Annotated in this window: 26 protein-coding genes and 1 tRNA gene; 13 read left to right on the forward strand and 14 right to left on the reverse strand. The window is 67.6% G+C overall.

Annotated elements, in window-relative coordinates; all coding sequences use genetic code 11:
* Positions 1 to 54: 54 nt before the first annotated feature.
* Complete coding sequence (gene ugpC / locus ABIN76_RS12625) at positions 55 to 1137, reverse strand: sn-glycerol-3-phosphate ABC transporter ATP-binding protein UgpC (protein ID WP_346960039.1); 1083 nt, start codon at positions 1135 to 1137, stop codon at positions 55 to 57.
* 258 nt (positions 1138 to 1395) lie between these two features.
* Here ugpC and ABIN76_RS12630 point away from each other — a divergent pair, with 258 nt between their 5' ends.
* Positions 1396 to 1812 carry a VOC family protein gene (locus ABIN76_RS12630; protein ID WP_346960040.1) on the forward strand — a complete coding sequence of 139 codons (417 nt, stop codon included), beginning with the start codon at positions 1396 to 1398 and terminating at the stop codon, positions 1810 to 1812.
* A 4-nt stretch (positions 1813 to 1816) separates the two neighbouring features.
* Here ABIN76_RS12630 and otsB read toward each other — a convergent pair whose 3' ends face one another.
* The gene (gene otsB / locus ABIN76_RS12635; RefSeq protein ID WP_346960041.1) at positions 1817 to 2626 is read right to left on the reverse strand and encodes a trehalose-phosphatase; all 810 of its coding nucleotides are present in this window, start codon (positions 2624 to 2626) and stop codon (positions 1817 to 1819) included.
* The gene (locus tag ABIN76_RS12640; protein WP_346960099.1) at positions 2616 to 4025 is read right to left on the reverse strand and encodes a trehalose-6-phosphate synthase; all 1410 of its coding nucleotides are present in this window, start codon (positions 4023 to 4025) and stop codon (positions 2616 to 2618) included. Before ABIN76_RS12640 ends, otsB begins: the two co-directional genes overlap by 11 nt.
* A gap of 308 nt (positions 4026 to 4333) precedes the next feature.
* On the opposite strand from ABIN76_RS12640, the gene ABIN76_RS12645 reads away from it, so the two are divergent.
* On the forward strand, positions 4334 to 5224 hold the full coding sequence (locus ABIN76_RS12645; RefSeq protein ID WP_346960042.1) for a DsbA family protein: 891 nt from the start codon (positions 4334 to 4336) through the stop codon (positions 5222 to 5224).
* A 159-nt stretch (positions 5225 to 5383) separates the two neighbouring features.
* Positions 5384 to 5460: transfer RNA gene (locus tag ABIN76_RS12650), tRNA-Thr, on the forward strand.
* Between the two features lie 247 nt (positions 5461 to 5707).
* Here ABIN76_RS12650 and ABIN76_RS12655 read toward each other — a convergent pair.
* From ABIN76_RS12655 to ABIN76_RS12680, 6 genes are all read right to left on the reverse strand, one after another.
* Positions 5708 to 7378 carry a phosphodiester glycosidase family protein gene (locus ABIN76_RS12655; RefSeq protein WP_346960043.1) on the reverse strand — a complete coding sequence of 557 codons (1671 nt, stop codon included), beginning with the start codon at positions 7376 to 7378 and terminating at the stop codon, positions 5708 to 5710.
* A gap of 356 nt (positions 7379 to 7734) precedes the next feature.
* Positions 7735 to 8271: a hypothetical protein gene (locus tag ABIN76_RS12660; RefSeq protein WP_346960044.1), complete on the reverse strand. Its 537-nt coding sequence runs from the start codon at positions 8269 to 8271 to the stop codon at positions 7735 to 7737.
* Between the two features lie 96 nt (positions 8272 to 8367).
* Positions 8368 to 8949: a hypothetical protein gene (locus ABIN76_RS12665; protein ID WP_346960045.1), complete on the reverse strand. Its 582-nt coding sequence runs from the start codon at positions 8947 to 8949 to the stop codon at positions 8368 to 8370.
* A gap of 85 nt (positions 8950 to 9034) precedes the next feature.
* On the reverse strand, positions 9035 to 11878 hold the full coding sequence (locus ABIN76_RS12670; RefSeq protein WP_346960046.1) for an FAD-binding and (Fe-S)-binding domain-containing protein: 2844 nt from the start codon (positions 11876 to 11878) through the stop codon (positions 9035 to 9037).
* Between the two features lie 30 nt (positions 11879 to 11908).
* Positions 11909 to 12661: an FCD domain-containing protein gene (locus ABIN76_RS12675; RefSeq protein WP_346960047.1), complete on the reverse strand. Its 753-nt coding sequence runs from the start codon at positions 12659 to 12661 to the stop codon at positions 11909 to 11911.
* Between the two features lie 70 nt (positions 12662 to 12731).
* Positions 12732 to 14477, reverse strand: a complete 1746-nt coding sequence (locus tag ABIN76_RS12680) for an L-lactate permease (RefSeq protein ID WP_346960048.1) — start codon at positions 14475 to 14477, stop codon at positions 12732 to 12734.
* 189 nt (positions 14478 to 14666) lie between these two features.
* On the opposite strand from ABIN76_RS12680, the gene ABIN76_RS12685 reads away from it, so the two are divergent.
* From ABIN76_RS12685 to ABIN76_RS12700, 4 genes are all read left to right on the forward strand, one after another.
* On the forward strand, positions 14667 to 15470 hold the full coding sequence (locus tag ABIN76_RS12685) for a (Fe-S)-binding protein (protein WP_346960049.1): 804 nt from the start codon (positions 14667 to 14669) through the stop codon (positions 15468 to 15470).
* Positions 15467 to 17035: a LutB/LldF family L-lactate oxidation iron-sulfur protein gene (locus ABIN76_RS12690; RefSeq protein WP_346960050.1), complete on the forward strand. Its 1569-nt coding sequence runs from the start codon at positions 15467 to 15469 to the stop codon at positions 17033 to 17035. The genes ABIN76_RS12685 and ABIN76_RS12690 overlap by 4 nt, the downstream gene beginning before the upstream one ends.
* Positions 17032 to 17667, forward strand: a complete 636-nt coding sequence (locus ABIN76_RS12695) for a lactate utilization protein C (protein ID WP_346960051.1) — start codon at positions 17032 to 17034, stop codon at positions 17665 to 17667. Before ABIN76_RS12690 ends, ABIN76_RS12695 begins: the two co-directional genes overlap by 4 nt.
* 68 nt (positions 17668 to 17735) lie before the next feature.
* Positions 17736 to 18248, forward strand: coding sequence for a GyrI-like domain-containing protein (locus ABIN76_RS12700; protein ID WP_346960052.1), 513 nt, complete (start codon positions 17736 to 17738; stop codon positions 18246 to 18248).
* A 36-nt stretch (positions 18249 to 18284) separates the two neighbouring features.
* Here ABIN76_RS12700 and ABIN76_RS12705 read toward each other — a convergent pair whose 3' ends face one another.
* A complete protein-coding gene (locus ABIN76_RS12705) occupies positions 18285 to 18632 on the reverse strand; it encodes a hypothetical protein (RefSeq protein WP_346960053.1) in 348 nt (115 codons plus the stop codon).
* A 141-nt stretch (positions 18633 to 18773) separates the two neighbouring features.
* On the opposite strand from ABIN76_RS12705, the gene ABIN76_RS12710 reads away from it, so the two are divergent.
* Positions 18774 to 19076, forward strand: coding sequence for a DUF4193 domain-containing protein (locus tag ABIN76_RS12710; RefSeq protein ID WP_056741192.1), 303 nt, complete (start codon positions 18774 to 18776; stop codon positions 19074 to 19076).
* A gap of 218 nt (positions 19077 to 19294) precedes the next feature.
* Positions 19295 to 19855: a hypothetical protein gene (locus ABIN76_RS12715; RefSeq protein WP_346960054.1), complete on the forward strand. Its 561-nt coding sequence runs from the start codon at positions 19295 to 19297 to the stop codon at positions 19853 to 19855.
* 58 nt (positions 19856 to 19913) lie between these two features.
* On the opposite strand, the gene ABIN76_RS12720 is transcribed toward ABIN76_RS12715, so the two are convergent.
* From ABIN76_RS12720 to ABIN76_RS12735, 4 genes are read right to left on the reverse strand one after another with little or no spacing between them, the layout of a single operon-like run.
* Entirely contained in the window at positions 19914 to 20303 is a 390-nt protein-coding gene (locus tag ABIN76_RS12720) for a flagellar assembly protein FliW (RefSeq protein ID WP_346960055.1), read from the reverse strand.
* Complete coding sequence (gene flgL / locus ABIN76_RS12725; protein WP_346960056.1) at positions 20300 to 21184, reverse strand: flagellar hook-associated protein FlgL; 885 nt, start codon at positions 21182 to 21184, stop codon at positions 20300 to 20302. Before flgL ends, ABIN76_RS12720 begins: the two co-directional genes overlap by 4 nt.
* Before the next feature lie 4 nt (positions 21185 to 21188).
* Positions 21189 to 22601, reverse strand: a complete 1413-nt coding sequence (flgK, locus tag ABIN76_RS12730; protein WP_346960057.1) for a flagellar hook-associated protein FlgK — start codon at positions 22599 to 22601, stop codon at positions 21189 to 21191.
* Between the two features lie 10 nt (positions 22602 to 22611).
* Positions 22612 to 23097, reverse strand: coding sequence for a flagellar protein FlgN (locus ABIN76_RS12735; protein WP_346960058.1), 486 nt, complete (start codon positions 23095 to 23097; stop codon positions 22612 to 22614).
* Positions 23098 to 23394: 297 nt separating this feature from the next.
* On the opposite strand from ABIN76_RS12735, the gene ABIN76_RS12740 reads away from it, so the two are divergent.
* The 4 genes from ABIN76_RS12740 (at position 23395) to ABIN76_RS12755 (ending at position 26699) form a co-directional block, all read left to right on the forward strand.
* Positions 23395 to 24270, forward strand: coding sequence for a flagellin (locus tag ABIN76_RS12740; RefSeq protein ID WP_346960059.1), 876 nt, complete (start codon positions 23395 to 23397; stop codon positions 24268 to 24270).
* Positions 24271 to 24458: 188 nt separating this feature from the next.
* The gene (gene fliD / locus ABIN76_RS12745) at positions 24459 to 25790 is read left to right on the forward strand and encodes a flagellar filament capping protein FliD (RefSeq protein WP_346960060.1); all 1332 of its coding nucleotides are present in this window, start codon (positions 24459 to 24461) and stop codon (positions 25788 to 25790) included.
* A complete protein-coding gene (fliS, locus tag ABIN76_RS12750; RefSeq protein ID WP_346960061.1) occupies positions 25790 to 26320 on the forward strand; it encodes a flagellar export chaperone FliS in 531 nt (176 codons plus the stop codon). Before fliD ends, fliS begins: the two co-directional genes overlap by 1 nt.
* The gene (locus tag ABIN76_RS12755) at positions 26313 to 26699 is read left to right on the forward strand and encodes a hypothetical protein (RefSeq protein ID WP_346960062.1); all 387 of its coding nucleotides are present in this window, start codon (positions 26313 to 26315) and stop codon (positions 26697 to 26699) included. The genes fliS and ABIN76_RS12755 overlap by 8 nt, the downstream gene beginning before the upstream one ends.
* Positions 26700 to 26757: the final 58 nt, after the last annotated feature.

Genomic DNA, 26757 nt, shown 5'->3' on the forward strand with positions numbered 1-26757 from the left:
ACGCCGGCAGGGTTCCCTGGCCGAAGCGGAGCGAGGTGAGGGAGCCGGTGGGGACTAGTCGCCGAGGCGCAGGCCGGTCTTGGTGTCGAACAGGTGCACGTGTCCCGACTGCGGGCGGACCCAGACGGTCTCACCCTTCATCGGGGGACGGCGGCCGTCGACGCGGGCCACGATGTCGTGGTCCTTGCCGTCCAGCGTGGTGTGGCCGTAGACGTAGGCGTCGGCGCCGAGTTCTTCGACGACGTCGACCTCGACCTGGAGGCCCTCGCCCTGCGGCGCGGTTTCAAGGTCTTCGGGACGGGTGCCCAGGGTGACGGTGGAGCCGGAAGCGACCTCAAGGACATCGCGCGGGACCGGGTAAACGGTGCCGCCGAACTGCACGCCGCCGTCGACGACCGGGAGTTCGAGCAGGTTCATGGCCGGTGAGCCGATGAAGCCGGCAACGAACACGTTCTTCGGCTTGTCGTAGAGGTTGCGCGGCGTGTCAACCTGCATCAGCAGACCGTCCTTGAGGACCGCGACGCGGTCGCCCATGGTCATGGCCTCGACCTGGTCGTGGGTGACGTAGACCGTGGTGACGCCGAGGCGGCGGGTCAGCGACGCGATCTGCGTGCGGGTCTGCACGCGGAGCTTGGCATCGAGGTTGGACAGCGGCTCGTCCATCAGGAAGACCTGCGGGTTGCGCACGATTGCGCGGCCCATGGCGACGCGCTGGCGCTGGCCGCCGGAGAGCGCCTTCGGCTTGCGGTCCAGGTACGGCTCGAGGTCCAGGAGCTTGGCGGCTTCACGGACACGCTCGGCGCGTTCTTCCTTGCTGACGCCGGCGATCTTCAGCGCGAAGCCCATGTTGTCCGCGACGGTCATGTGCGGGTACAGGGCGTAGTTCTGGAACACCATCGCGATGTCGCGGTCCTTGGGCGGCATGTCGGTGACGTCGCGGTCGCCGATCAGGATCCGGCCGGAGTTCACGTCCTCAAGGCCTGCGAGCATGCGCAGGGAGGTGGACTTGCCGCAGCCGGAGGGTCCAACGAGGACCAGGAATTCGCCGTCGGCGATTTCAATGTTGAGCTTGTCAACAGCGGGCTTCTCTGTGCCCGGGTACAGACGCGTAGCGTTATCAAAAGTAACTGTAGCCACAGTTATCAATCCCTTCACCGGCAGGTACGTGCCGGACGATCCGTAGTGAATGGTTCTTCGTATTCAGTTGTGGCATCCGGAGGCGGATGCGCATGCTCCCCGGCCGAAGCCGAGGAGCATCCAATGACGCCGCACGGTAGTTGTGCGCCACATCACATACAGAGTATGTCAGATTTTTGGTTTTAGGGTGAAAAAGTTACGGATGTCATAGGTGGGTTCCGTCACGTGGCGCCCGAAGCGGGTGTATAGGCTGTCCGCATGACGGCCCTCCAGATCTATGTCAGTTTCCCCGGCACGGCGCGTGAAGCTCTCGGCTTTTACGCCGACGTCTTCGGCGGGGAGCTTTCCTTGTTCACGTATGAGCAGTTCAGCCGGAGCGACGGACCGCCGGACGCCATTGCCCACGGAACGCTGAACGGCGCAGTGGTCTTGGCGGGATCGGATGCGGCACCGGGCGAGAAGAGTGTCCGGCTGGAGGGCGTCATGCTCTCGCTGCTGGGCACTGCCGAGCCGTCGGTGCTGCACGACTGGTTCGACAAACTCGCTGTCGGCGGACGGGTGGTGGACCCCCTTGCGCCGAAGCCGTGGGGCGCCTCGGACGGACAGGTCATCGACAGGCATGGTCTGCACTGGCTGATCGGCTACGAACCCGACGCTTCGCCCGGCGAGGTGTAGCCCTTCAGCCCCCGACAGCCTTCGTCCGTTCGCGCAGCAGCGCCTCCAGCAGTTCGGAGACATGCACCGGCGCCTCCACCCGGAACTCGGCCTGGGTGAAGTCCAGTCCCACCTTGACGCCCACATCCCCGCGGAGGAGGCTGCCCAAGGCATCCTCGTCCGTGGTGTCATCCCCCGCGAACACAACCGCGGTGGCCCCGGTGGCCTGGCGTAGGAAGGAGACGCCCTCGCCCTTGGAAGCGTGGACGACGGCGGTTTCCAGCACGCGGTTTCCGGTCTTGAGGAAGACGCCCGGGCGGTCCTGCAGGGCGGCCTTGGCGGCCGCCACGGCATCCTCGGCGACGTCGTCGGCGGCCAGCCGGGTGTGCAGTACGACGCCGGCCGGCTTGTCCTCAAGCAACGTGCCGGGGGCGACGTCCACGATTTCGGCCAGGATCCGCCGGACGTCGGCGAGCAGTTCCCGCTGGGCGTCTTCCAGGACGAGCTCGGCGGAACCGGGGCCCATCCAGATCTCCGCGCCGTGGCTGCCGATCAGCAGGGTCCTCTCCGGCGGCGAGGCGACCGCCCGGAGGCTGTCCAGGGCGCGGCCGGAGATGAGCGCCGTCGTCGTCCGCGGAAGTTCCGCGAGGCCGGCGAAGGCCGCGGCCGAGCGGGGCAGGGCGCGGGAGTCCGCCGCGTGGTCCACCAGCGGGGCCATGGTGCCGTCGAAATCCATCGCCACCAGCAGTTGTTCCGTGCCGGCGACGCGGTGCACGGCCGCCAGCAGTTCGGGGGAGAGCGAGAGCCGGGTGGCGGGGTCGGGCTCAGGAGTCATCACGGACCACCTTTTCCTGCAGCGCGCTGAGGAAGTCAGCGGACCAGAGGTCGACGTCATGGGTGAGGATCTGCTTGCGCATGGCGCGCATCCGGCGGGCGGCCTCGGCGGGCTGCATGTTGACTGCCCGCATGATGGTGTCCTTGAGGCCGTCGATGTCGTGCGGGTTCATCAGAAGCGCCTGCTTGAGCTGGTCCGCGGCGCCGGCGAACTCGCTGAGTACCAGGGCGCCGTCGTTGTTGGTCCGGGCCGTGACGTATTCCTTGGCGACCAGGTTCATGCCGTCGCGCAGGGCGGTGACGAGCATAACGTCGGCGGCCAGATAGAGGGCCACCATTTCCTCGATCGGGTAGCTGTGGTGCAGGTAGCGGACGGCGGTGTTCTGCATGGTGTCGTAGGTGCCGTTGATGTGCCCGACGGTGCCCTCGACCTCCTCGCGCAGCAGCCGGTACTGCTCGACGCGCTCGCGGCTGGGGCTGGCCACCTGAATCAGGGAAGCGTCCTCCACCGTGACCTTGCCGTCCTGCAGCAGCTCCTCGTAGGCCTTGAGCCGGTGCCGGATGCCCTTGGTGTAGTCCAGCCGGTCCACGCCCAGCAGGATGGTCTTGGGGTTGCCGAGGTCCCGGCGGATCTGCTTGGCCCGCTCGATGATCTCCGGTTTGCGCGCCAGTTCGCTGATCTGCTTGACGTCGATGGAGATCGGGAAAGCCTGGGCGCGGGCAATGTGGGTGGTTTCGCCGTCGGCGCCCTTGACGTGCACCTGCTGCTGTTTGACGCTGGCGCCGAGGAAGCGGCGGGCCGAGCGCATAAAGTTCCCGGCGTCGCTGCTGCGCTGGAAGCCCACCAGGTCCGCGCCCAGCAGGCCGTCGATGATCGCGCGGCGCCACGGCAGCTGCGCGAAAATCTCCGGCGGCGGGAACGGGATGTGGTTGAAGAAGCCGATCTTGAGGTCCGGGCGCGCCTCGCGAAGCATCCTCGGAACCAGCTGGAGCTGGTAGTCCTGCACCCAGACCGTGGCGCCTTGGGCGGCGTGGCGGACGACGGCGTCGGCGAACCGCTTGTTGACCTTGCGGTACGTGTCCCACCAGGCACGGTGGAACTCCGGCGGGGCGATCACGTCGTGGTAGAGCGGCCAGAGCGTGGCGTTGGAGAAGCCCTCGTAGTAGAGCTCGACGTCGCGGGTGCTCAGCTGGACCGGGATGAGATCGATGCCGCCGTGGCTGAACGGCTCAAGGTGCTCGTCCGGGGCGCCGTGCCAGCCCACCCAGGCGCCGTCGGTCTTGGTCATCATGGGGGCCAGCGCCGTCACCAGGCCGCCGGGGGAGCGGCGCCAGCCGTCCTCGCAGCCCGGCTCATCCGGGGAGCACCGGTCCACCGGCATGCGGTTGGACACCACCATAAAGTCGAAGCTCGCAGCCGCCTCGGAGGCATCCGGGTGCTTGTCCGTCGCAGGTGCGGCATCCTGCTTCCCGGCTGTCGGCGCAGTATGGTGCTCGGCGCGCTGCTCGGCGTGGTCCGTTGCTTGCATTGGTGCCCCCTGGGTCGCTTGTGGCTCTCATCCACCCTAGCCGGGCGGAATCTTCTGTGCTATTCGTCCGTTGGGCACACGGAAGGAAACTTGAAAGCGCAAGCTCCTCAGGTTTCTCCCCTAAAATGATGAAGTTGCCACCCAGTGGAGCATCCATGGCCGATCGACACGAGGAACTAATGAGCGCCGCAAACGAACCCCGTCAGTCCAAAGCGGAGCGCACCGCCGCGGCCCGCGAGAAAGCCCGTGAGATCCGCGAGGCGCAGCTAAAGAAGGACAAGCGGAACAAGCTGCTCATCGGCTGGGGCATTGTGGCCGCCGTCGTGGCCATCGTCGTGATTGTTGCCCTGGTGGTCACCTCCAACATCAAGAACAACGCCCCGGTGGCAGACTCGGGCCCGACCCCGGCGAACGGCAACGTCCACGGCGGCGTCACCCTGCTGGCCAACACCGAGGTGGCCAAGACGGACCCGGCCACCGTGAACGTCGCAGACCTGCCGTCCCCCGCCGCCACCCCGCCCGCCGAGATCAAGGCGCCCGGGGCAGAGGCTGTGGCCGGCAAGCCGGTCAAGGTGGTCCTCTACATCGACTTCATCTGCCCGGTTTGCAAGAACTTCGAGACCCAGTACAACGAGACCCTCACCAAGCTGCGCAACGAGGGCAAGATTTCGGTCGAGTACCGTCCGCTGGGCTTCCTGGACAGCCGCTCCAGCACCAACTACTCCTCGCGCGCGGCCAACGCCGCGGCCTGCGTGGTGAATGAATCCCCCGAGAAGTACTCCGCCTTTGTCGACGAACTCTTCGCGAAGCAGCCGGCCGAGGGCGGCGCGGGCCTGTCCGACGCGGAGCTGAAGAAGATGGCAACCGACGTCGGGGCTAAGAGCATCGACAAGTGCGTCGATGACAAGACCTACCGCCCGTACGTGAAGTACACCACCCAGGAGGCGGCGGCCATCGGTGTTACCGGAACGCCGACGGTCTTCGTCGAGGGCAAGCAGTGGGGCAAGGGTGACAGCGCCCAGACCCCGTTCGAGCAGTTCCTGCAGGCTGCGGTCGACGCCAAGAAGTAAGCGCCGCATTGACGATGCAGCCCGGCCCGGATCCGTCCGGGGCCGGGCTGCTTTGTTTTCGCCGCTTGCCGGCATTTTTTACCGGCGGGCGTCCGTGGGCTACCCTTATCTAGCAGTTAGCGCCGGGCCGGATTTTTGGTCAGGCGACGACGGCGGATTGCCTCCTTAGCTCAGTTGGCCAGAGCACCGCTCTTGTAAAGCGGGGGTCGTCGGTTCGAATCCGACAGGGGGCCCCACGAACCCCTCCTTTCCGGCGATTTTGCCCGGGACGGAGGGGTTTCTTGTGCCCGGAGCCCGCCCGCGCCGCCCCGGATTCCGCTGCAGTTCGTGGTGCCGTAGCCGCTGCGCCGGAATCGCCGCCCATGGCCGCGGCCATGCAGTCGGCCAACTGCTTCGCCTACCCCCGCCGGTGTGAATCCCGGCTGGCTTAAAGAGGGAAACCCCGCCCAAGGCCCCGAGGGCCTTGGGCGGGGTTTGACCGGCCTAGTTCTTGCGGCCGGGCAGGACGAGGAGTGCGTCCCCCACCGGGCGTTCACCGGTCGCGTCGGAGGGCGAGTTCACGACCTGACCGCCCTGGACCATGGTGGTCGAGCCGCCGCCGTCCAGATTGATCGCGTCGACCATGCCCAGTGAATGCGCGACGTCGGCGGACTCCTTGATGCTCAGCCCGAGGGACGTCGTCTGGCGACCGTCGGCGGTGACGATCATGGTGCGGCCTTGGGCGTCAACGCCGGCGAAGGTGCGGGGGTTGCGCTTGTGTACCCAGCCGTAGAAGAAAGAGTTGCTGTCGCCGGTGCGGACCATGCCGTCGCGCTTGGCGGTCACGCTGAGTTCACCGTTCCGGACCAGAGTGGGGCCGCCGTTGACGACATCGGTGGTGGTGCCAATCTGCAGTGCCCTGCCGCTTTCGTTGAGGAGGTCCGTGCCGATCTTCAGCTTCGCGCCGGGCTTGGCCAGCGCGGAGAGCTTTGCCACGTCCGCTCCGATCGCCTGCAGGGTGTGACCGCCGGCCGGGACTGTGGTGCCGCGCGTGTGGTGGAGGGCCGTGACCGTGCCGTGGGCGTCTACGACGGCTTCGAGGCCGGCACCGGACGGGGTGGAGGCGCCGAACTCGGGGGTGAAGGCCACGATCTCGTCCGCGTCGGTGCAGGTGAAATCGTGCAGCGGCAGGTTCGTGGGGGTGTCGTCGGTCCCGCCGCAGTTGCGGATGAGGCCCGGCACGCGGTTCAGGCCGTCCAGGGGGAGTGTCGCGGGGTTGCCGGGGGCACCGACAGTGCCGCGCCAATGCAGCCGCTGGACCGAGGTGGTGTTCTTAGCCCCGATGACGAGGGAGGGGCGGTCTCCGACGGGTTCGCTGAGGATCTTGCCGTCCTGCACTGCCGCGCCCGCGGGATCGCCTTCGGCTCCGGCGGCCGGATCCATGACAAAGAAGCCGCCATTGGTCCCCGCCAGGGCGCCCGAGGCGGCCGCGAGCTTGCTTGTCGTTTCCCGGGTCTTGAGGTCGGGTCCGAAGGAGGAGGTCAGGTCGCCGCGGAATTGCTTCGGGTCGATGGTGAGGACCTCCAGCTTCCAGGGTCCGCGGTCGTCCTCGCTGGTGCCTTCGTCGCCGTCCCAGCCGGTGTAGATCACCGAGGATTTGTAGCCGGCCGCCTGGATCTGCGCGACAGTGGCGGAACCGTCTGCCTTGGCCGTGAAGTTCCCGGCGCGTACCCGGTAGCCGAGGTCCCCGCCGGCATCTGCGAGCTTCGGGGACTGGACGTGCTCGACGCGGGCAACCACCCCGGCCGCGTTGAGCTTGTCGGCGACCTCCTGGGCCTGCGACTGCGTCGACAGCGCCGAAGCAGGAGCGTCCGGGTCCGGGGACGTAGAAGGAACGGCGACCTCAGCGGTCCAGAAGAAGTCCTGGTTGGGGGTGCCGCGGGTGATGGACGTCCGGGTGAGGCCGGGTGCCAGGGTGGTCACGGTGCGGGACTCCGGCTGGCCCGGAGCACCCAGGTCGAGCTTGGCGGACGGGTCCGGGGCGACGGCCGCGGCCTGGTGCGCTGTGCCCGGCGCGGCAGAGGAGGCGCCGGCGGGGGCTAGGAAGGCAACCGGGAGGGTGACGGCCAGGGCAGTGATGGCGGCCCTGCGGAAACGATGATGGGGTGTGATCATGCACCCGACGCTATGAGAAGCCGAGAAGCCTCCCACAACCGACATGCCGCAGTTCACCGCCTCTTCGCGAGCTGTTCACAGCACGCCCACGCCTGTCCTCGTCGTGGCTCCTTCCGCCGGTCTCACGAACTACGGGTGAGTGGACGTCCGCTCGGTAGGACAGGATTCACACGCTCTGGCGGAGGCCGCTGGCTGTGGCGGCAAGCCTCAAGGAAGACCTGCCCCGGTGCCGCCGTCGTTGCTTCGCCGACGGAGCCGCCGCACGGCCCACGCGACAAGCAAGGTCACGCCGTGCACCACAACGGCTGCAGCCACAAGCAGGAGCAGGAGAACCGTGACATTCCAGCCCTCGAGCCTCATGGGGCGGTGATCCTGATCCCGGCGACCGCCCCGGTCCAGGCGCCGTCTGGGTGGACACGGGTGAGCTGGACGCCGACGGGCCCTGCCGCCAGCTGAACCACCTGGGTCTGGGTCTGCGAGCAGTCGACCTCGAGGACCGTGTACTTGCTTCCGCCCTTGATGTCCTGCGAGAGGTATATCTGGGCATGCGGAATGCCGATGCAAGCGGCCGTTACGGTGTGCGGCCCGGTCTTCGTTACCGTTGCCGTTTTCTTGAATCCGACACTTGGGCCGTCCGCTTGACCCGAGTCGGCCAGCAGCGCCTCCCCGGGCGTTGCGGCCAAGCGCCGCTCCAGTTCCGCATAGTTGCGTCCCTCCACTGCCAGGACATCAGGATCCTTCGCCGCACCGGTGGGCGCCGGCCGGAGGCTTTGCCCATCCGTGCGCTGCGGATCGCCCCGATCCTCGTAGGTGCAGGCGCCCAGCCCTGCGGCCAGCAGCAGGCCGAGTGCCGCAACGGAGCGGACTGCCTTCGTTCCCCCAAGACCAGACATGCGCCGAGTCTACGGACTGTCCGCCGGATGGCAAGCCGCCCGCGTTCCGGGCACCGGGGGGTGCGGGTCCGGAGGCCGGCCCCGGTCGAAGAGGGGTTATTGCTGGATTTCTAGATCAGTGATCTTCCAAGTCGACCCTTGGAATCTCAGGGTGATTTTCCCGAGCTTGCCGCCGGTTCCACCCTTCCCGGACTTCTCAATGCCCTTGATCTTGATGTCACTTCCCCTGATTGTCGCGGTCTCGCCGTCGATGACGATTCCAGACTCATTGGCGCTCATCTCCGTATCGGGGGTCAGCATGGCGACGAGTGCGAAGATACCGATCAGGCCGGCCGCCTTCTTGTCGTCCAGGTCCAGGTATTTGTAAGACCCAGGGAACCCGCTCTTAAATTTCGCTGCCTTCTCCTCGGGGGTGTCATTTGTGGAACCGCCAGCCATGGCAGCCTTCATGTAGGCATCGGATTCATTTGAAACGCTCCGCAGGAACGCGTCGAGAACCTTCTTCACCTCCGCGGGCTTGTGCCGGGCGACCTCGTCCGCCCGGGCGGCGGCCGCGGCCGAGGATCCGGCAGGCGGTGCGCCTGCAGGGCCGGGGCTGTTCGCGCCGCAGGCGACCGTACCGGCGACGATTACGAGTGCCGAAAGCGTTGCGCCGAGGTTGCGGATAATCGAGTTCATGGTTCCCCCATTTGTCGTACTGAAGTGTGCGCGACCAGCTTATGGCTAACCCCCGACATCCAAGCCGGCGGTGGCCGCCCGCGCCTCACCCCAGCGGCCGGGTGGCCTCCTCGAGAATTTCCAGCAGGTGCCGGTAGGAGTGGCCGGTGGCCTTGGACATGCCCAGTTCGCAGGTGCGGTTCGTCGAGGCGTAAGCATCAAACTCGCGCTCGTTGATTTCCCGGGCCTGCTTATCCGTGGCGGAGTCGGTCAGTTCCGGGTGCAGCAGGCCGCGGTCGCCGGCGAAGGCGCAGCAGCCCCAGTTCAGCGGCACAAACACGTCCTCCGTGACGGCCCGGGCCATGTCCATCAGCGCACCGTTGGTTCCCAGCTGGGTGGAGGAGCAGGTGGGGTGCAGGGCCATAGACCCCACCGGAGCGGTGACGGTCAGCTGCCCGAGCACGTGCTGGTGCACGAACTCCACCGAGTCCACGAACCGCAGCCCGGCGTACCGCTCGCCGCCCTCGGCTGCGAGCCGCTTCATGGTCTCCAGGCCTTCGGTGCAGGAGGCGGCGTCGCACACCACCGGCAGCCGGCCCTGGCCGCTGGCCTCGTAGAGCCCGTCCAGGACCTTGGCGGACATCGCAGCGTAGCCCTGCGCGAAGCCCTTGGATTTCCACGGGGTGCCGCAGCACAGGCTGCCGATGTCCTCCGGGACGGTCAGCCCGACGCCGGCGCGCTCGCAGAGCTCCAAGAACGCCTGGGCCGAGCCTTTGGCGCCACTGCCCGCTACACCACCGCCCGCATCCGCGGGGCCGAACATGGTGCCGATGCAGGCCGGGAAGAACACGGCGACGCTGTCCGGATCCCGGCGCGGCCGGCGCTTGGAGCCGCCGCCGGGCAGCACGGCGTCGTAGGCGGGAACGGTCTCCGCGCCCAGCACGGCACGGCCGACGGCGGTCGCTGCCTTGGCCAGCGGCGCGGGCATCGCCTTCGCCACGGTCAGGGCCAGGCCGCCGCCGGCCGTGACGGCGCCCCAGCGGTCCGCGGCGGCGCTCCAGCCGGCCTCCGCAACGGCGTTCGCGTTTTCCTGCCGCAGCCGCCGCACCAGGTCCCCGGTGTTGATCAGCACCGGGCAGGCGGTGACACACATGCCGTCGGCCGCGCAGGTCTGCACGCCGTCGTACTCGTAGTCCTTGCGTAGCCGCGCCGCCAGGGCGTCGTCGCCGCGCTGTTCCGCGGCGGCCATCTCGCGGCGCAGCACGATGCGCTGGCGGGGCGTGAGGGTGATGTCTTTGCTCGGGCAGACCGGCTCGCAGTAGCCGCACTCCACGCAGCGGTCCACCTCTTCCTCCACAGTCGGCGCCACCTTGAGGTTTTGCACGTAGGAGAGGGGCTCCTCCGCTAGCAGCACGCCCGGGTTCAGGAGATTGGCCGGGTCGATCAGCCGTTTGATCTCCTGCATGACTTCGTAGAGTTCGTCACCGTACTGGCGGCGGACGAACGGGGCCATGATCCGGCCGGTGCCGTGCTCGGCCTTGAGCGAACCGCCCGCGCCGAGGACCAGGTCCACCATGTCGTCGGTGAAGGCCTGGTAGCGCAGCAGCTGGGCCGGGTCGTCGAAGCGCTCGTTGAGCATGAAGTGGACGTTGCCGTCCTTGGCGTGGCCAAAGATCACCGACTCCTCGTAGCGGTGTTCGGCGAAGAGCCGGGTCAGTTCGCCGCAGGTGTCCGCCAGGGCTGGAACCGGAACCACGATGTCCTCCAGCAGTGCGTTGGTGCCGGAGGGACGGGCGCCGGCCACGGTGGTGTACAGGCCCTTGCGGACATGCCAGAGGGCCGCCCGGTCCTTCGGGTCCGTGGTCAGCGCGAACGGCGAGGCCAGGTCCAGCGACGCGAAGAGCGGCTGCGAGCTCTCCCGTCTGAAGGCCAGCTCCGCGGCGTCGGCGCCCTGGTGTTCCACCAGCAGCGCGGTGTGCCCCTGGACCGGCAGCGACCGGATGGCCGCGGGAGCATCCGCGGCCAGCTGCGCGACCTTCAACGCGGCGGCGTCCATCAGTTCGATGGTCGCCAGGCCGGAGGCCACCAGCTCGGGCAGCGCCGCCGTCGCCGCGGCGAGCGTGTTGAAGACCAGCAGCCCGGTGGCGACGGCGGGCTTGACCTCGACGGTGCGGAAGACCGCTTCCGCGACGAAGCCGAGGGTGCCTTCGCTGCCGATCATGAGGTGCATCAGGATGTCGACGGCGCGTTCGTAGTCCAGGAACGAGTTCACCCCGTAGCCCATGGTGTTCTTCATCGAGAACAGCGAGGTGATGGTGCGCACCGATTCCGCGTTCCCGGCCACCCGGCGGCGCAGCCGCAGCAGGCCCTCATGGAGATCCGGTTCCAGCTCCCGCAGGCGCGCGTCCGCGCCGGCGTCGGCGGTGTCGATGACCGTGCCTGAGGGCAGCACCAGGACCATGGATTCCAGGGTGCGGTAGGTGTTGAACTCCGTGCCGCAGGCCATCCCGGAGGAGTTGTTCGCGATCACGCCGCCCACGGTGCAGGCGATTTCACTCGCCGGGTCGGGGCCGAGTTTGCGGCCGAACGCCGCCAGGCGGGCATTAACGCTGCGGATGGTGGCGCCGGGCTGGACGCGGACGCGGGCGCCGCCGTCGAGGACCTCGATGCCGCGGAAATGCTGGCGGGTGTTGATGAGCAGGCTGTCGCTGAGCGCCTGGCCGGAGAGGCTGGTGCCGCCGGAACGGAACGTGGCGGGCAGGTTGAGCTCGCGGCTGCGGCGCAGCAGCAGCCCGACGTCGTCGGCGTTGCGCGGGGTGGCGACGCCTTGGGGGATCAGCAGGTAGTGGGACGCGTCGTGCGCCATGGCCCGGCGGTCCAGGTCCCTTGTGCTGACCGTGTCGAGGTCCAGCTGGTCGATCAGGGGTGCGGCGGCGGCCGTGGCGGTCATGCGGTGCTCCAGAGTTTTTCGGGGAGTGTGTTACGGGGCGGGAGGGGCTTGCGGCGGGGTGGCTTCCTGCGCCCGGATGTAGAACCACTCGATGTGTTCGCGCAGCAGGCGGGCCGCAAGCTCGCCGTCGCGGGCCCGCACGGCATCAAAGATGCCGTGGTGCTGGCTTCGCAGCTCGCACAGGACATCCGGCCAGGACTCCATCGCGTCCATGGCGCCCTTGACGTAGCCGACGATGGAGCCGCTGAGCGACTCCATCATGGTGGCGACGACGGCGTTCCCGGCGAGCGAGCTCAGCGCGACATGGAAGCGCGCATCGAGTTCGTGGAAGGTGGCCCGGTCGAGTCCGGGGTTGTCCATGGCGTCCAGCAGAGCGGCGGCCTGCTTCAGCTCTTCCTCCGTGCCGCCGCGGGCAGCCCCGGCCTGGGCCGACCAGGTCTCGAGCAGGATGCGGGTCTGCACGATGTCCTCGACGGGCAGGCGGTTGCTGGCCACATGCAGGCGCAGGGCGGAGGACAGGCCCGCGGACGGATCCGAGATGACGATGGCCCCGGAAGTGGGGCCAGAGCCGACGGAGCTGCGCAGCACACCCATCGCGTCCAGGATCCGGATGGCTTCGCGGACCGAGGCCCGGGAGATCCCGTAGCTTTCCGCCAGGGTCCGTTCGCCCGGGAGGCGGTCGCCGAGTTTGATCTTGCCGGAGCGCAGGTCGGCCTCGATGTCCTGCAGGAGCGCGTCATAGGTACGACGGCGGGGGGCTGCTCCTGCTTCGGCGGTTGTCACGGGCTTTTCCTTCCGGGCGGGAGTGCGGGCCGCGGCGCGGCCCGCACTCGTGATGGCGTGGGGCTGGCCGCTACGGCAGCATCCAGCCCAGGACGGGGGTGGACTGCAGGAAGGCGAGGGTGCACAGGACCAGCAGCAGAGCCACGCTCCACCCGACCACCTTACGCAGGATCACCGACTCCTGGCCGTCAAGGTTGACCGCGCTCGCCGCGATGGCGAGGTTCTGCGGACTGATCAGCTTGCCCACCACGCCGCCGGAGGTGTTGGCGGCGACCAGCAGGTTCGGATCGATGCCGGCCTTCAGGCCCGCGGTCTGCTGCAGCTTGGCGAACAGCGCGTTGGCGGAGGTGTCCGAGCCGGTCACGGCGGTGCCCAGCCAGCCGAGCACGGGCGAGAGGAAGGCGAAGAAGCTGCCGGTGCCGGCCAGCCAGGTGCCGATCGAGACCGTCTGGCCGGAGTTGTTCATGACATACGCCAGGGCGAGCACCGTGATGATGGTCAGTCCTGCCCAGCGCATCTTGAAGATGGTGCGTCCGATCTCCTGGACCGCGTCGCCGACCGAGAGGCGGAAGCGGCCGCCGTCGTCGTACTTGGAGTACACCAGCGCAACCAGCAGCCCGGTGATCAACAGCAGCGTGCCCGGGCTGGACAGCCACTGGAACGAGTACACGGTGGAGGAGACGGGCTTGCCCTCGGCGTTGACCAGGGCGTCGTGCAGGATCGGCCAGGGGATCTTGACGTCCGTCGAGGCAAGGAACGCGGGCAGGTCGATGCCGAGCTTCCACAGCTTGGCGATGCCGAACACCACAATCACGAGGAAGTACGGAAAGAGGGCCAGCCAGGTGCGCATCGGGGTGAGGCCGCCGTCGGTGGCCCTTTCGGCGGTGACAACGCCGGCCGTGCCGGCATCCTGTGAGCCCCCGCTCCGGGCGGCGCCGCCGCCGGCAACAGCGTCAGCGGCAACGCCAAGGCGCTCGCGGGCGGCAGCGCTGCCCTTCGGCTTCCACATCCGGAAGAACACGACAGCGGCGCCGAGGCCGACCAGCGAGGCCAGGATGTCGGTGAGTTCGTAGGAGAAGTAGTTGGAGCACAGGAACTGGGCGACGGCGAAGGAGCCGCCCACCACCAGCGCGGCGGGCCAGCAGTCCTTCAGGCCGCGGCGGCCGTCGATGATGTAAAGCAGGATCAGCGGCACGAAGGTGGCCAGCAGGGGAGCCTGGCGGCCCACGATGGAGGCGATGTCCGTCGCGTGCAGGCCGGTCAGTCCGGCGGCGGTGGTGATCGGAATGGCCATCGCGCCGAACGCGACCGGCGCGGTGTTGGCCACCAGCACGGCGGCGGCTGCGCGGAGCGGCGGCAGTCCCAGGGCCAGCAGCATGGTGGCAGTGATGGCCACCGGGGCGCCGAAGCCGGCGAGGGCCTCGAGCAGCCCGCCGAAGCAGAACGCCACCAGGACGGCCTGCAGGCGCACGTCGCCGCCGCCGATCACGTCGAAGACGCGGCGCAGGTCCTCGAACCGGCCGCTGAGGACGGTCACCTGGTACAGCCAGACGGCCATGACGACGATCCAGAGCACCGGGAAGGCGCCGAAGACCCCGCCCTGGGTTGCCGAAAGGATCGCCAGGCCGGCCGGCATGTGGAAGGCGGCGATGCCGATCACGAGGGCGACCAGCAGGGCGAAGGCGCCGGCCACGTGGGCCTTGGTCTTCACGACGGCCAGCAGGATGAAGAAAGTGAGCAGCGGCAGCAGGCCAACGATGGCCGACCAGGCCACGCTGTTCAGCACCGGGTCGGTGGTGGGGGTGAAGTGGTCCACGGAAGTTCCTCTGCGTTGAGAGACGACGAAAGCTTTGGTCAGACCACTGTGGTCGGACCATGAGAGTGTAGCGCAGATCTCAATTGCCGTGTGAGCGGGTTCACGTCGCGGCCCGCGCTGGAAGTGGCAGGCATCACGTGCTTTACTATGGTCAGACCACATACCTCCGGCGTTCCTCGAAAGGCTGTTATGAGAATCGCTTTGTTCGCCACCTGCATCGTGGATGCGATGTATCCGCGCACCGCGCAGGCCACCGTGAGCATCCTGGAGCGGCTGGGGCACGAGGTCGTGTTCCCGTCCGGCCAGGCCTGCTGCGGGCAGATGCACGTCAACAGCGGCTACCTCAAGGAAGCCGTCCCGGTCGTCGCCAACCATGTGCGCGCCTTCGACACCGAGGACTACGACGTCGCCGTCGCGCCGTCCGGGTCCTGCGTCGCCTCGGTCAAGCACCAGCACCCGATGGTGGCCCGCTCCTGCGGCGACACTTCGCTGGAGGCCCGGGCCGCCGCCGTCGGCGCCAGGACCTACGAGCTGTCCGAGCTGCTGGTGGACGTGCTGGGCGTGACCGACGCCGGCGCCCAGCTGGGCTCCTACTTCCCGCACCGGGTCACTTACCACCCCAGCTGCCACGGGATGCGCCTGCTCCGCCTCGGCGACCGCCAGGCCCGGCTGCTGCGCAGTGTCCAGGGAATCGAGCTGGCCGACCTGCCGGAAGCGGACCAGTGCTGCGGCTTCGGCGGTACCTTCTCGATGAAAAACGCCGACGTCTCCTCGGCCATGCTCGAGGACAAGACGGCCAACGTCCGCTCCACCGGCGCCGCGCTGTGCACGGGCGGGGACGCCTCCTGCCTGATGCACATCGGCGGCGGCCTGTCCCGCCAGGGCAGCGACGTCACCACCCTGCACCTGGCCGAAATCCTCGCCAGCACCGCGGAAGCGCCCGCGTCCGTCACCGGCGAGGTACGCGTCGCCACCGGAAAGGCAACACGATGAGCACCTTCCTGGGCATGCCCTCCCTTCCCGTCTTCGGCACCGGCAACCTGCACGCCGCCGAATCGTTCCCGACGGCGGCGCACCGCGAGCTGGGCAACGCCCAGCTGCGCGCCAACCTGGGCCACGCCACCCACACCATCCGCGACAAGCGCCTCCAGGTGGTCTCCGAACTGCCCGACTGGGAACAGCTGCGCGACGCCGGGTCCGCCATCAAGGAATCCGTGATGGCCAGGCTGCCCGAACTCCTCGAGCAGTTCGAACAGAACTTCACCGCCCGCGGCGGAGTCATCCACTGGGCGCGCGACGCCGACGAGGCCAATGAAATCGTCGCGGGACTGATCCGGGACACCGGCGAAACCGAGGTGGTCAAGGTCAAATCCATGGCCACCCAGGAAATCGGGCTGAACGAATACCTCGAAGAGCAGGGGATCACGGCGTTTGAAACGGACCTGGCCGAACTGATCGTGCAGCTGGACCACGACAAACCCAGCCACATCCTGGTCCCCGCCATCCACAAGAACCGCACCGAAATCCGCGACATCTTCCTGCGCGAGATGCCCGGCGCGGACCCCGCCCTGACTGACAACCCCGCGGTGCTGGCCATGGCGGCCCGCGCACACCTGCGCCGCAAATTCCTCACGGCCAAGGTGGCAGTGTCCGGGGCCAACTTCGCGCTCGCCGATTCCGGCACCCTGGCCGTCGTCGAATCCGAAGGCAACGGCCGGATGTGCCTGACCCTGCCGGAGACCCTGATCACCGTGATGGGCGTGGAAAAACTGCTGCCGGGCTGGCAGGACCTCGAGGTGTTCATGCAGCTGCTCCCGCGCTCCTCCACCGGGGAACGGATGAACCCCTACACCTCGCTGTGGACCGGCGTCACCGAGGGCGACGGGCCGCAAAACGTGCACCTGGTGCTGCTCGACAACGGACGCAGCGCCGCGCTCGCGGACGAGATGGGCCGCTCCGCGCTGCACTGCATCCGCTGCAGCGCCTGCATGAACGTCTGCCCGGTATACGAGCGGACCGGCGGCCACGCCTACGGCTCCACCTACCCCGGCCCGATCGGCGCCATCCTTTCGCCGCTGCTGACCGGCATCGAATCGGAGGAAAACAGCTCCCTGCCGTACGCCTCCTCACTGTGCGGGGCCTGCTATGACGCCTGCCCGGTGAAAATCAACATCCCGGACATCCTGGTGCACCTGCGCAGCGTCGACGTGGACAGCAAGCGTGGAAAGAAGAAGCTGCCCAGCCAGATGGACGTCGGCATGAAGGCCGCGTCCTGGGCGTTGTCCTCCGGGAAACGCCTCGGGCTGGTCGAAAAGGGCCTTCCGCTGGGCCGCCTGGCGGCCGGCCCGGATCAAAAGATCACCAAGCTGCCCGGCATCGCCGCCGGCTGGACCCAAAGCCGCGACATCCCGGCGCCCCCGCAGCAATCATTCCGCGACTGGTGGGCCAAGGAACACCACGGCCCGGAAACCGGCGGCACCCCAGCGCCGGCCCCAGCCCACGGCAATGCCCACCCCAATGCCCAAGTCACTGCCCAGGACAAGGAAGACGGAGCATGAGCGCACGCGAAGATATCCTCGGCCGGATCCGCTCCGCACTGCGGGACGGCCCACAAGCGCCGCAGATTCCGCGGGAATACCGCACATCATCCGGGCTGGACCAGGACGCGCTGATCCACCTGCTGGTGGACCGCCTGGTCGACTACAAGGCCCGGGTCTGTGTGGTGGACGCGGCCGAGGTGCCCCGTCGGATCGCCGAACTGCTCGCGGACGCCCGCAGCTACGTCGTCCCGGCAGGGCTCGACGCCGGCTGGACCGCCGGCCTCCACTCCGCCCCCGACGGCGACCGCCGCCGGGTGGATTCCGTGTCTGCGCCGCTGACCGTTGCCGAGCTGGACGGCGTGGACGCGGTTGTGACCGGCAGCGCCGTCGCCGTCGCCGAAACGGGGACGATCATTTTGGACGGCAGTCCCAACCAGGGCCGCCGCGCCATCAGCCTCGTCCCGGACCACCACATCTGCGTCGTGAACGCCGCGGATATCGCCGGCATCCTTCCGGAGGCGCTCCGGCGCATCGACGGCACCCGGCCGCTCACCATGATCAGCGGACCGAGCGCCACCAGCGACATCGAACTCGAACGCGTCGAAGGGGTCCACGGCCCGCGCACCCTCGACGTGATCATCGCCCGGTAGCCGCGCGGCTACTGTCCGCGGGGCGTTGGGCCCTTGACCGGCCAAATCCGGCGGCGGAGGCTTGGCCTATGAGTGAAACGAATCCCGAAACGACACCGGACATCAAGTCCACCGACCTCCAGGAACAGCCCACCGCAGTGCTGCGCGAGACTGTGCCCATGAATGCCTTGCGCGACTTCTTCGACCGTGCCTACCGGACCGTCATGGAGGCCGTGCAGCAGCAAAACGTCCAGTTGGCGGGGCCCCCGTTCGCGCTGTACCGCGGCATGCCCACCGACGTCGTCGACGTCGAGGCAGGCTTCCCGCTGGCCGCGCCGTACCCGGGCGGGGGAGGCGGCGGGGGCGATCGCGGCTCGGAACCGAGCGTGACGGCGGGCGTGCTTCCAGCCGGCAGGGCACTGCAGGCCATGCACGTCGGCCCCTACGAGACCTTGCCTGAGACCTACAACGCCGTGATGGCGCGGATGCAGGCGGACGGTTTGACCCCGGGCGACGCCATGTGGGAGTACTACCTCAGCGACCCGGCCGCCGAACCGGACCCGTCGGCCTGGAAAACCCTCATCGTCTGGCCGGTGGCCTGAGTCCTGGCAGCGGCCGGCACCGGCCGGCCGCCAGCGCTACTCGGCGTCGATTTCTTCGAGGAGTTTCTTGGCCGCGGCGGCAATGTCGTCGTGGCCATGCTGCGCAGCCCGGCTCTCCAACGAAACAATGGCGCAGCGGTGGACTTTCTTGAAGTCGCCGAAGGGGAATGTCACGCTGCCTTTGGTGCCATCGGAAGCATCCGGGTCGAGCCCCAGATGCCAGTGGGAGAACTCGGCGAATCCGTTCTTTTCGATGAACTTGTTCTCCTGCTCGGCCGACGGCGCGTGCTCGCTCCAATCGTCCCGGGTGTCGCGTTGGACCTTCCCGTCCTTGATCAGTCGACGCGCCTGGGCGAGCGACTTCTTGTTGAGTTTCGTAGCCATCATTGCCTCCCTGGAGAACCTGGTCCATGACGCTGAATGTCGCTTTAAACACACTATGCGCCAACTACCAGCATGATGCCCTAAACTGCTTCACTGAGGTGCCTGAAATGGCGCTGTGCAGCAACGAAAGTGAACCCCGCTATGGCTACCGATTACGACGCCCCACGCAAGACAGAAGAAGAGTCTCCCGCTGAATCGCTGGAGGCCCTCCAGGCATCCCGCGGCGGCGGTGCCCAGACTGCTGTGATCGACGTCGACGAGAACGACACCGCCGAGGGCATCGACCTTCCCGGCGCCGACCTCTCCGGCGAAGAACTGACCGTCATTGTTGTTCCCGAGCAGTCAGATGAATTCACCTGCTCCTCCTGCTTCCTGGTCCGCCACCGGTCCCAGGTCGCCAAGGAAAAGAACGGCCTGAAGTACTGCCGCGACTGCGAAGGCTAAAACCCTCGCCCAGGACGGCCAGCCCGCATCCCCGGGCTCGTTTCAAAAGAATTTCACATCATTCCAAGCAAAGCGCCGGACGCCCGCAGGGCCCGGCGCTTTGCCGAACCCGCCGGGTGACAGTTGGGGCTAACGACCCCTCGTCAACCCAGACGTGCGGTTCTACCCTTGAGATATCTGGACGAGGTGCAGGTCCGGATGATTGAGGGGCGGCCGGTATGTTCATAATCCTTCGGAAGAAACTCACCGTCTGGCTGGTGGCCGTGCTGATGGCGGCAGGGCTGGGCCTACTGACGTCCGGGCCGGCCGCGGCGGAACCCTATTGCGGCCTTGTCTGGGGCTCGCTGGCAAAGGCTGACCCCGCGATGAGCCAGGCCAAGGTGGTCAACGTCCGGACCGGGCAGCATTACTGCTTCGACCGGCTCGTCCTTGACCTCAACGGGCCGGCGGCCGGCTACTCGGTGCGCTACGTTCCCCAAGTGGTGCAGGACGGGTCCGGCCTGCCGATTGCGCTGCGGGGCCAGGCCTTCCTTCAGGTCACCGCCAACGCGCCGGCCTACGACGAGGGCGGCAAGGCCACCTACACCCCGGCCAACAAGACCGAGGTGAGCAACGTGGGCGGGTACCAGACGTTCCGGCAGCTGGCGTGGGCGGGAAGCTTCGAGGGCTACACCAGCCTGGGGCTAGGTGTCCGGGCGCGGCTGCCGTTCCGGGTCTTCACGCTGGCCGGGCCGGACTCGGGCTCACGCCTGGTCATCGACGTCGCGCACTACTGGTGAACCGGACCCGACAACCGTTCGCCGGTGAGCCGTCGGCAGCGCCCGACGGCGGTTCCGGCTAGGCCGCGCCAAGCTCCGCCCGCAGCGGGTACTCCTTGCCGTCCAGCACCAGCTGGGTGCAGCGGCGGGTGGCCGGGTTGAGCACGATCGGTGCCATCAGGTTCACCGTGGTGGCAGCGGGGGAGTGGTTGACCACCACGAGCACCTGCGGCGTCTCCCCGTCGCCGAGTTCCAAGGCGTCCAGCGCGGCGCCCGGCAGCGGCGGCGTGTAGCCCGGGACGAAGACGGCGGCGTCCGCCAGGAACAGCCGGACCGGGGCGGAACCGGACTCGAGGGCGAACAGGCCCGGGGCGCTGTCGATGTTGCGCAGGGCGAAGTCGTGCACGTTCTCGAGCCCGGGCATCGGGGCTGTGAATGTCACCGGGGTGCTGTTGAGGACGGAGTTCATCGCAGGAAGTCCATGAGCGTGGGCTGCAGGACCCGCGCAGTGGCGGCCAGCGCCACCTGGTAATTGGTTTCCTGAAGCTTCAGGTCCATGATCACGCTGCCAAGGTCAGCTTTTTCAATCCCGGTCCGCTGGGCGTCCAAGGAAGCCTCCAATTCGGTGTTGACGTTGCCGGCACGTTCCAGCTGTGCCTGCCGTGTTCCTATTTCAGCACGGCCGTTGACGATGTTCTTAAAGGCGGTGTCGACGTCGGCCACCCGGGGGGAAATATCGGTGCCGGTCCGCAGGTCCGCCGCGATCTTGCTCACGACGTCGAAGACCGAACCGGCGCCGCTGCCGAAGATCGCCTCGCCGTCGGCGTCGACGCGGACGGTCTGGGTGGCGCTGATCCGCCGCTCCACCGGGTTGATGCCGGCGCCGTTGTAAGTGGGTGGGACGGCGTCGTTGAAGGCCGGTTTGTCGGTGTTGCCCGCAAAGATGTTCCGGCCCAGGTGCTGGGAATTGGCGATGGAGACCAGGTCCTGGTTCAGGGATTCCAGCTCGGCGGCGATCGCGTCCTTGCCGGACTGGTTCAGCGAGCCGTTGCCGGCCATCACGGTGAGGTCCTTGACCCGGTGCATCACGTTGGTGGCCTGCTCCAGCGCGGAGTCGGCGGCGGTGAGCCAGGAGTTGCCGTCGTCGATGTTCCGGCCGTACTGGGCGTTGGCCGCCTGCAGCGAGCGGGTGGCCAGGGCCTGGGCGGTGGCGGCAGGATCGTCCGAGGGCCGGGAGATCTTGTTGAGTGAGGTTGCCTTGTCCTGCAGTTCGGCCAGCTTGGCCTGCTGGGTTTGCAGGGTCCGCTGGGCGTTCGCGCTCATGGTCAGGTTTGTTACCCGGTTCAGCATGGTTCTACCTTCCTACCAATCCGGTGCGGTTGATCAGGACGTCCAGGGCTTCGTCGACGGCGGTCATCACGCGGGCGGCCGCCTGGTAGGCGTGCTGGTTGGTGAGCAGGTTGACGTTCTCTTCGTCCAGGCTCACCGACGCCTGCGACGCGCGGCTGGTCACCGCGGACGCTTGGGCCGCGGACGTGAGGGCTTCGCGCTGCTGCGCGCCGCGGGACTCGACGCCGATGCCGGTGACGATGCCGGACCAGAGCCTGTCCGGTGCGTCCGGGCCGGTGCCGAGTTGGGAAATCTGGTCCGCGATGCTGGTGTCCAGCGCGCCCTTGCCCGGTGCCTTGAGCGCGATGCCGGTGGTGTCCGCGGGGGCCTTGAGCCCGAGGGCTGCCGGCCCGGTGGCGCTGGTGGTGAAGAAATCGACGCCGGTGGCGCCGGTTCCTGTTTCACCGGTGCGGTGGACCGTGTTGACGGTCTGGGCGAGGGAGTCGGCCAGCTTGTTGTAGGACTCAGCTGCCTCGGCGATGGCGCCGCCGCTGCCGCCGGCGGCGGGAGCCAGCACGGAGAGGGCTCCGGCGATTTCGCCGCCGTCGGTGGACGCAACTCCTGCCGGGTTCTTCCAGAGCAGCTGGACGGTTGACCCGAGCGCATCTCCGGTCTGGCTGCCGGAGAGTTCCAGCGCCCGTACCGAGGTGCCCATCACCAGGGCGTTGCCGCCGATGTGGACGTCCACGGTGCCGTCGGTCTGTTCGCGGACGGTGCCGCCTGCAAGCCGGGAGATGGTCTCGGTGAGCTTGGCACGGGCGTCGATCAGTTCGTTGGCGGACCCGCCGGCGGCCAGGGTGGAGCGGATGGTGGCGTTGTAGGCGGCCACCTGTTTGGCGGCGGCGTTGACGGTGTCAACCGCGTCAGCGGCCTGGGCGCGGACGCTGCTCCATTGCCCTTGGAGTGACTGGTAGGCGGAAGAGATCTTCTCGGTGAGCGAAGTGGCCGCGTTCAGCAGCAGGCCCTTGGGGCCGTCCTCGTCCGGCTGGTTCGCGGCGCCCTGCCACGCGGACCAGAACGACTGGAGGGAGGCGGAGATGCCGTTGTCCCCGGGTTCCTGCAAAATGCCTTCGATGCCCTGCAAGGCGTTGGAGCGGATTCCGGCGTAGCCTGCCTGTGCGCTGGCGGTGCGGACGCCGGCGTCAAGAACGCTGCTGCCCAGCCGTGCGATCGCGTCCACCGAGACCCCTTGGCCGGTCTGGGCGACGCCGCTGCTGAACATCCCCGGGGCCGGTGCCGCGATCGCGGACTGCTGCACGCGTTGCCGGGTGTAGCCCTCGGTTGCGGCGTTGGCGATGTTCTGCCCGGCCACGTTCATGCCCTGCTGGGCGGCAGTCAGTCCACGGTAGGCGGTGTTCAGGGCGCCAAAGGTGCTCATGGTCGCTTCCTTAGAATTGCTTGTCGAAGATGCGGGAGCCGGCCGATTCCCCGGTCTTGCCGTGCGCGTCGTAGGTGCCGGCGGTGGCCGGACGCAGGTCGGCGAGGGACTCCTGGGTGGAGCGGACCGCGGTGCGCAAGTACTGCTCGTTGGAATCGCGCAGCTCCTTGATCAGGGCGGTCTGGCGGGTCAGGGCGGCAAGATGGGCGTTGAGTACCTCGGCCCATGCCCCCTCCGGGGCGGCTGCGGCAAGTTCACCCAGGGTGGCGTCGGTGGGCAGGCCCCACATCTCGGCAACAACGGCTGCTTCGATGGTGCGGGCCAGGCTCGCCTGGGACAGGTGCCCAAGGACCTGCTCTACTTCGCGGGTGCCGTGCGGCAGCCAGCGGGACTTGCCGGCGGTGAGCAAAAGCTGCTCTTCCTCCAGCTTGAAAGTCAGAACGTCCAGAAGTTCACGCTCCCGCCACAGCAGGGCAGAAAGTTCGTGGATGGCCATGGTCCGGACGGCTCCCTTATGAGTGCGAATGGTGCGGGCGACTGATGCGGTGGTTGCAGAGGCATGATTTTCATCGTGCGGACGATGCAGCCTGCAACAGGGTTCGTACAAACTATCGGCAGGATTTCCGCAGGCGTTAGCAGGAATAAGGCTGATAACAGGCGGAAACCTGCGGCGCACAAATCCGAAAAACAAATTTGGAAAAATTGCTTACCGGCGCCATCAAACCGGCGATAACTACTCCTGAAGGCCCACGGATGGGCCATCGCTTACAGTCCCACTCACGGAGGAAACATCATGGGCTTCGTTATTAACAACAACCTCGCGGCGAACAACTCGTACCGCAACCTCAACTCCACCCAGACCGACCTCTCCAAGTCCCTGGAGAAGCTGTCCACCGGCCTGCGCATCAACCGCGCCGGCGATGACGCAGCAGGCCTGTCCATCTCCGAAGGCCTGAAGGCCCAGGTCACCGGCTCGGCCCAGGCCGCCCGCAACGCCCAGGACGGCATCTCGGTCATCCAGACCACTGAAGGCGCCCTGACCGAGGTTCACTCCATCCTGCAGCGTATGCGTGACCTCGCTGTCCAGGGTGCGAACGATACCAACAACGACAAGGCCCGCCAGGCGATCAAGGACGAAGGCGACGCCCTCGGCAAGGAACTGAACCGACTCACCGAAGCCACCAACTTCAACGGCATCGATCTGCTCAAGGGTGCTGCCGGCAAGGGCCTTACTGCTACCACGACCCCGGGCAGCCTGGAAATCCAGGTCGGTACCGGCGGTACTGTTGGGGTCGACTCCCTCTCGGTGAAGGTGGGTGACGTAACTACCGCTGTTGGTGCTCTGTCCGAGACCACGGGCGCGAGCGACTTCAAGGTTTCTACCAGCACTGAGGCTCTTGCCACCATCACCGCCATTGACACCGCCATCGAGAACATCTCGAAGCAGCGTTCGGAGCTGGGTGCTTCGCAGAACCGCCTTGAGCACACCATCAAGTCGCTGAACGTTGCCGGTGAAAACCTGCAGGCCGCTCAGTCCCGCATCGCTGACGTCGACATGGCTTCGGAAATGGTCAAGTTCACCAAGGCCAACATCCTGTCCCAGGCCGGCACCGCAATGCTGGCCCAGGCAAACCAGTCCAGCCAGGGCGTTCTCTCGCTCCTGCGCTAGCCCGGATCCGGCAGTCCGGTAGTCCAGAAGCGCGGCTGCCACCCTGATCGGACGAAGAGATACCCCCGATCATTAAACTGCGGAAGGGCCGGACGATGGCAAAACCATCGTCCGGCCCTTACGTGCAATACCGAAACGTCAGAAACAGCACCACCAACGAACGTTCTTGATAGCTAAGAGAGGCAGCGATGGGAATCTCACTCGACGGACTGGCCAGCGGGCTCGACACCACCGCGCTCATCAGCTCCCTGATGCAGTCCGAGGCCCTGCCGCAGACCCTGCTCAAGAACAAGTCCTACGACCTGCAGTCCATGGTGTCCGCGCTGCAGGGGCTCAACAGCAAGGTCGCAGCGCTGGCAACGCAGGCCACCGCCGCCGCCAAGCCCGGCGCCCTGGACCTCACTACCGCCACCACCACCAGCGACAAGGTCTCCGCTTCCACCACCGCGGCAGCCAAAGCAGGATCGATCGACTTCCAGGTGACCAAGCTGGCCCAAACCCAGGTCACTGTGACGCCCAAGGTCAACGCGGTCACCGGCTGGCCCTACACCACCATGACCATCAATAGCGGCGGCAAGGACTACACGATCGCGCCGGCGTCCAACAACCTCCACGACGTGGTGAGCGCGGTGAATGCAGCCGGTGCCGGCGTCACGGCTACTAAGGTCGACGTCGGGGGCGGCGACTTCCGGATTCAGTTCACCGCTACCAAGTCCGGCGAGGCCGGGAAATTTACCATCACGGGCCCCGTAGACCCTTTCACAGATGTAACGGTCGCGCAGGACGCTGAGCTGGTGCTCTGGCCGACAAATCCAGCCATCCAGGCCACGATCAAATCCTCCACCAACACGTTTACCGACGTCCTGCCGGGCGTGACGGTTACGGCCAAGGAAATTAGCGCCGCTCCGGTCACCCTGACCGTGTCCCGCGACGACGCCGGCATCACGAAGTTGGCCTCCGACCTGGTGGACGGCGTCAACGGCATCTTCTCGCTGGTCGCCAGCAAGACCGCGGTCAGCACCACCACGAACACCAGCGGCACCAACGTCTCAGCGGGGGTCTTTGCGGGGGACAGCACGGTGCGCTCCGTGAACCAGAGCATCCTCTCGGCCGCGTCGCTGCCGGTCGGCACGCCGCCGCGGTCGCCGTCGGAAATCGGCATCAGCATTACCAAGACCGGCACCATGGAGTTCGACGCCACCAAGTTCGGCGCCGCTCTCGCCGCCGATCCGGCCGGCACCGCCGCCAAGGTGCAGGAACTTGCCGGACGCATCGCGACTGCGGCCACGAACGCCTCGGACAAGTACACCGGCACCCTCACCACTAAGATCACCGGGCAGCAATCCGAAGTCCGGGACCTGGCCGACCGGATCAGCGACTGGGACCTCCGGCTCGCCTCCCGCAAAGCCACCCTGCAGAGCACCTACTCCGGCCTGGAGGTGGCGCTGAGCAACATGAAGGCGCAGCAGTCCTGGCTCACCTCGCAGCTTGCGGGCCTGTCCGGCGGGAGCGCCCAGTAATGACCAGCACGCCCTTCGGCTACGGCGGCGGCTTCGGCGGCGCCGCCCAGCGCAACCAGTACCTCGCGGACTCGGTGCTTTCCGCACCACCGGCCCGGCTGCTGACCATGCTCTACGACCGCCTCCTGCTGGACCTCGGCCGCGCCGAAACCGCCCAGCAGGCCGCCAACTGGCCGGTCGCCTCGGAGAACCTGCTGCACGGCCAGGCCATCATCGCCGAGCTGATTTCCTCGCTCAAGACGGACGCCTGGGACGGCGCCGACGGGCTGCTGGGGCTCTACAACTACGCGTTCACGGCCCTCGTCAATGCCAACATCCAGCGGGACGCGGCACTGACCCGCGAGGCGATCGAACTGCTGGAACCTCTGCGCCAGGCCTGGCATGAGGCCGCGGCAGCCATCCCGGCGGCACAGCCGGCTGGCCGGCAGGCTGCGGCGGCAGCGGCAGCGCCGGCAGCGTCTGCTTTCGCAACAGCCGGGGCCTGGAGCACGCAGCCGGGCGCCGGCGGCGGGAGCCTTGGCTTTGGCTGAGCAGGCCCATTGGGGGGACCAAACAGCCGAGCCATTCGAGGGGGATCCCGCCCTCGCCGCGTGGTCCCTGGTGCTGGACGTGCTGGAGATGGCTGTCGTTGCCGCGGAGAAGACACTCAGGGACCCGTTGGGTCCCCTCTCCGCGCGGGACCAGCCGGTGGCCGCGCTGCCGGTGGAACGCTGGTCCCCGCCCTCCCTGAATGCCCCCTTGCCGCCCGAGGCACGACGCCGCGCCATGGCGCTCTCCGCGGCGCAGGAGCGGGTGGCCCGGCGGCTGGAAGCCGCCAAACACGACGTCGTCCGTCAACTCCAGGCCGTGAGCTCGGTGCCCGGCGTCGGCGACCCGTCCGGTGCGATTTACCTCGACGTCAAGGGCTGACGCAGCCGCGGTCGGGGCGCCGGAAAGAACCCGAATAAACGTTTCACATTTTTGGCTA

Origin of the sequence: uncultured Arthrobacter sp., assembly GCF_964021775.1 — a bacterium.
Lineage (GTDB): Bacteria > Actinomycetota > Actinomycetes > Actinomycetales > Micrococcaceae > Arthrobacter.

Bases quoted from the DNA above. Each gene is read 5' to 3' on its own strand.
- ABIN76_RS12630 (WP_346960040.1), top strand. From the start codon at position 1,396: ATGACGGCCCTCCAGATCTATGTCAGTTTCCCCGGCACGGCGCGTGAA.
- otsB (WP_346960041.1), bottom strand. From the start codon at position 2,626: ATGACTCCTGAGCCCGACCCCGCCACCCGGCTCTCGCTCTCCCCCGAA.
- ABIN76_RS12640 (WP_346960099.1), bottom strand. From the start codon at position 4,025: ATGGTGGTGTCCAACCGCATGCCGGTGGACCGGTGCTCCCCGGATGAG.
- ABIN76_RS12645 (WP_346960042.1), top strand. From the start codon at position 4,334: ATGAGCGCCGCAAACGAACCCCGTCAGTCCAAAGCGGAGCGCACCGCC.
- ABIN76_RS12655 (WP_346960043.1), bottom strand. From the start codon at position 7,378: ATGATCACACCCCATCATCGTTTCCGCAGGGCCGCCATCACTGCCCTG.
- ABIN76_RS12660 (WP_346960044.1), bottom strand. From the start codon at position 8,271: ATGTCTGGTCTTGGGGGAACGAAGGCAGTCCGCTCCGTTGCGGCACTC.
- ABIN76_RS12665 (WP_346960045.1), bottom strand. From the start codon at position 8,949: ATGAACTCGATTATCCGCAACCTCGGCGCAACGCTTTCGGCACTCGTA.
- ABIN76_RS12670 (WP_346960046.1), bottom strand. From the start codon at position 11,878: ATGACCGCCACGGCCGCCGCCGCACCCCTGATCGACCAGCTGGACCTC.
- ABIN76_RS12685 (WP_346960049.1), top strand. From the start codon at position 14,667: ATGAGAATCGCTTTGTTCGCCACCTGCATCGTGGATGCGATGTATCCG.
- ABIN76_RS12690 (WP_346960050.1), top strand. From the start codon at position 15,467: ATGAGCACCTTCCTGGGCATGCCCTCCCTTCCCGTCTTCGGCACCGGC.
- ABIN76_RS12695 (WP_346960051.1), top strand. From the start codon at position 17,032: ATGAGCGCACGCGAAGATATCCTCGGCCGGATCCGCTCCGCACTGCGG.
- ABIN76_RS12700 (WP_346960052.1), top strand. From the start codon at position 17,736: ATGAGTGAAACGAATCCCGAAACGACACCGGACATCAAGTCCACCGAC.
- ABIN76_RS12705 (WP_346960053.1), bottom strand. From the start codon at position 18,632: ATGGCTACGAAACTCAACAAGAAGTCGCTCGCCCAGGCGCGTCGACTG.
- ABIN76_RS12710 (WP_056741192.1), top strand. From the start codon at position 18,774: ATGGCTACCGATTACGACGCCCCACGCAAGACAGAAGAAGAGTCTCCC.
- ABIN76_RS12715 (WP_346960054.1), top strand. From the start codon at position 19,295: ATGTTCATAATCCTTCGGAAGAAACTCACCGTCTGGCTGGTGGCCGTG.
- ABIN76_RS12720 (WP_346960055.1), bottom strand. From the start codon at position 20,303: ATGAACTCCGTCCTCAACAGCACCCCGGTGACATTCACAGCCCCGATG.
- flgL (WP_346960056.1), bottom strand. From the start codon at position 21,184: ATGCTGAACCGGGTAACAAACCTGACCATGAGCGCGAACGCCCAGCGG.
- flgK (WP_346960057.1), bottom strand. From the start codon at position 22,601: ATGAGCACCTTTGGCGCCCTGAACACCGCCTACCGTGGACTGACTGCC.
- ABIN76_RS12735 (WP_346960058.1), bottom strand. From the start codon at position 23,097: ATGGCCATCCACGAACTTTCTGCCCTGCTGTGGCGGGAGCGTGAACTT.
- ABIN76_RS12740 (WP_346960059.1), top strand. From the start codon at position 23,395: ATGGGCTTCGTTATTAACAACAACCTCGCGGCGAACAACTCGTACCGC.
- fliD (WP_346960060.1), top strand. From the start codon at position 24,459: ATGGGAATCTCACTCGACGGACTGGCCAGCGGGCTCGACACCACCGCG.
- fliS (WP_346960061.1), top strand. From the start codon at position 25,790: ATGACCAGCACGCCCTTCGGCTACGGCGGCGGCTTCGGCGGCGCCGCC.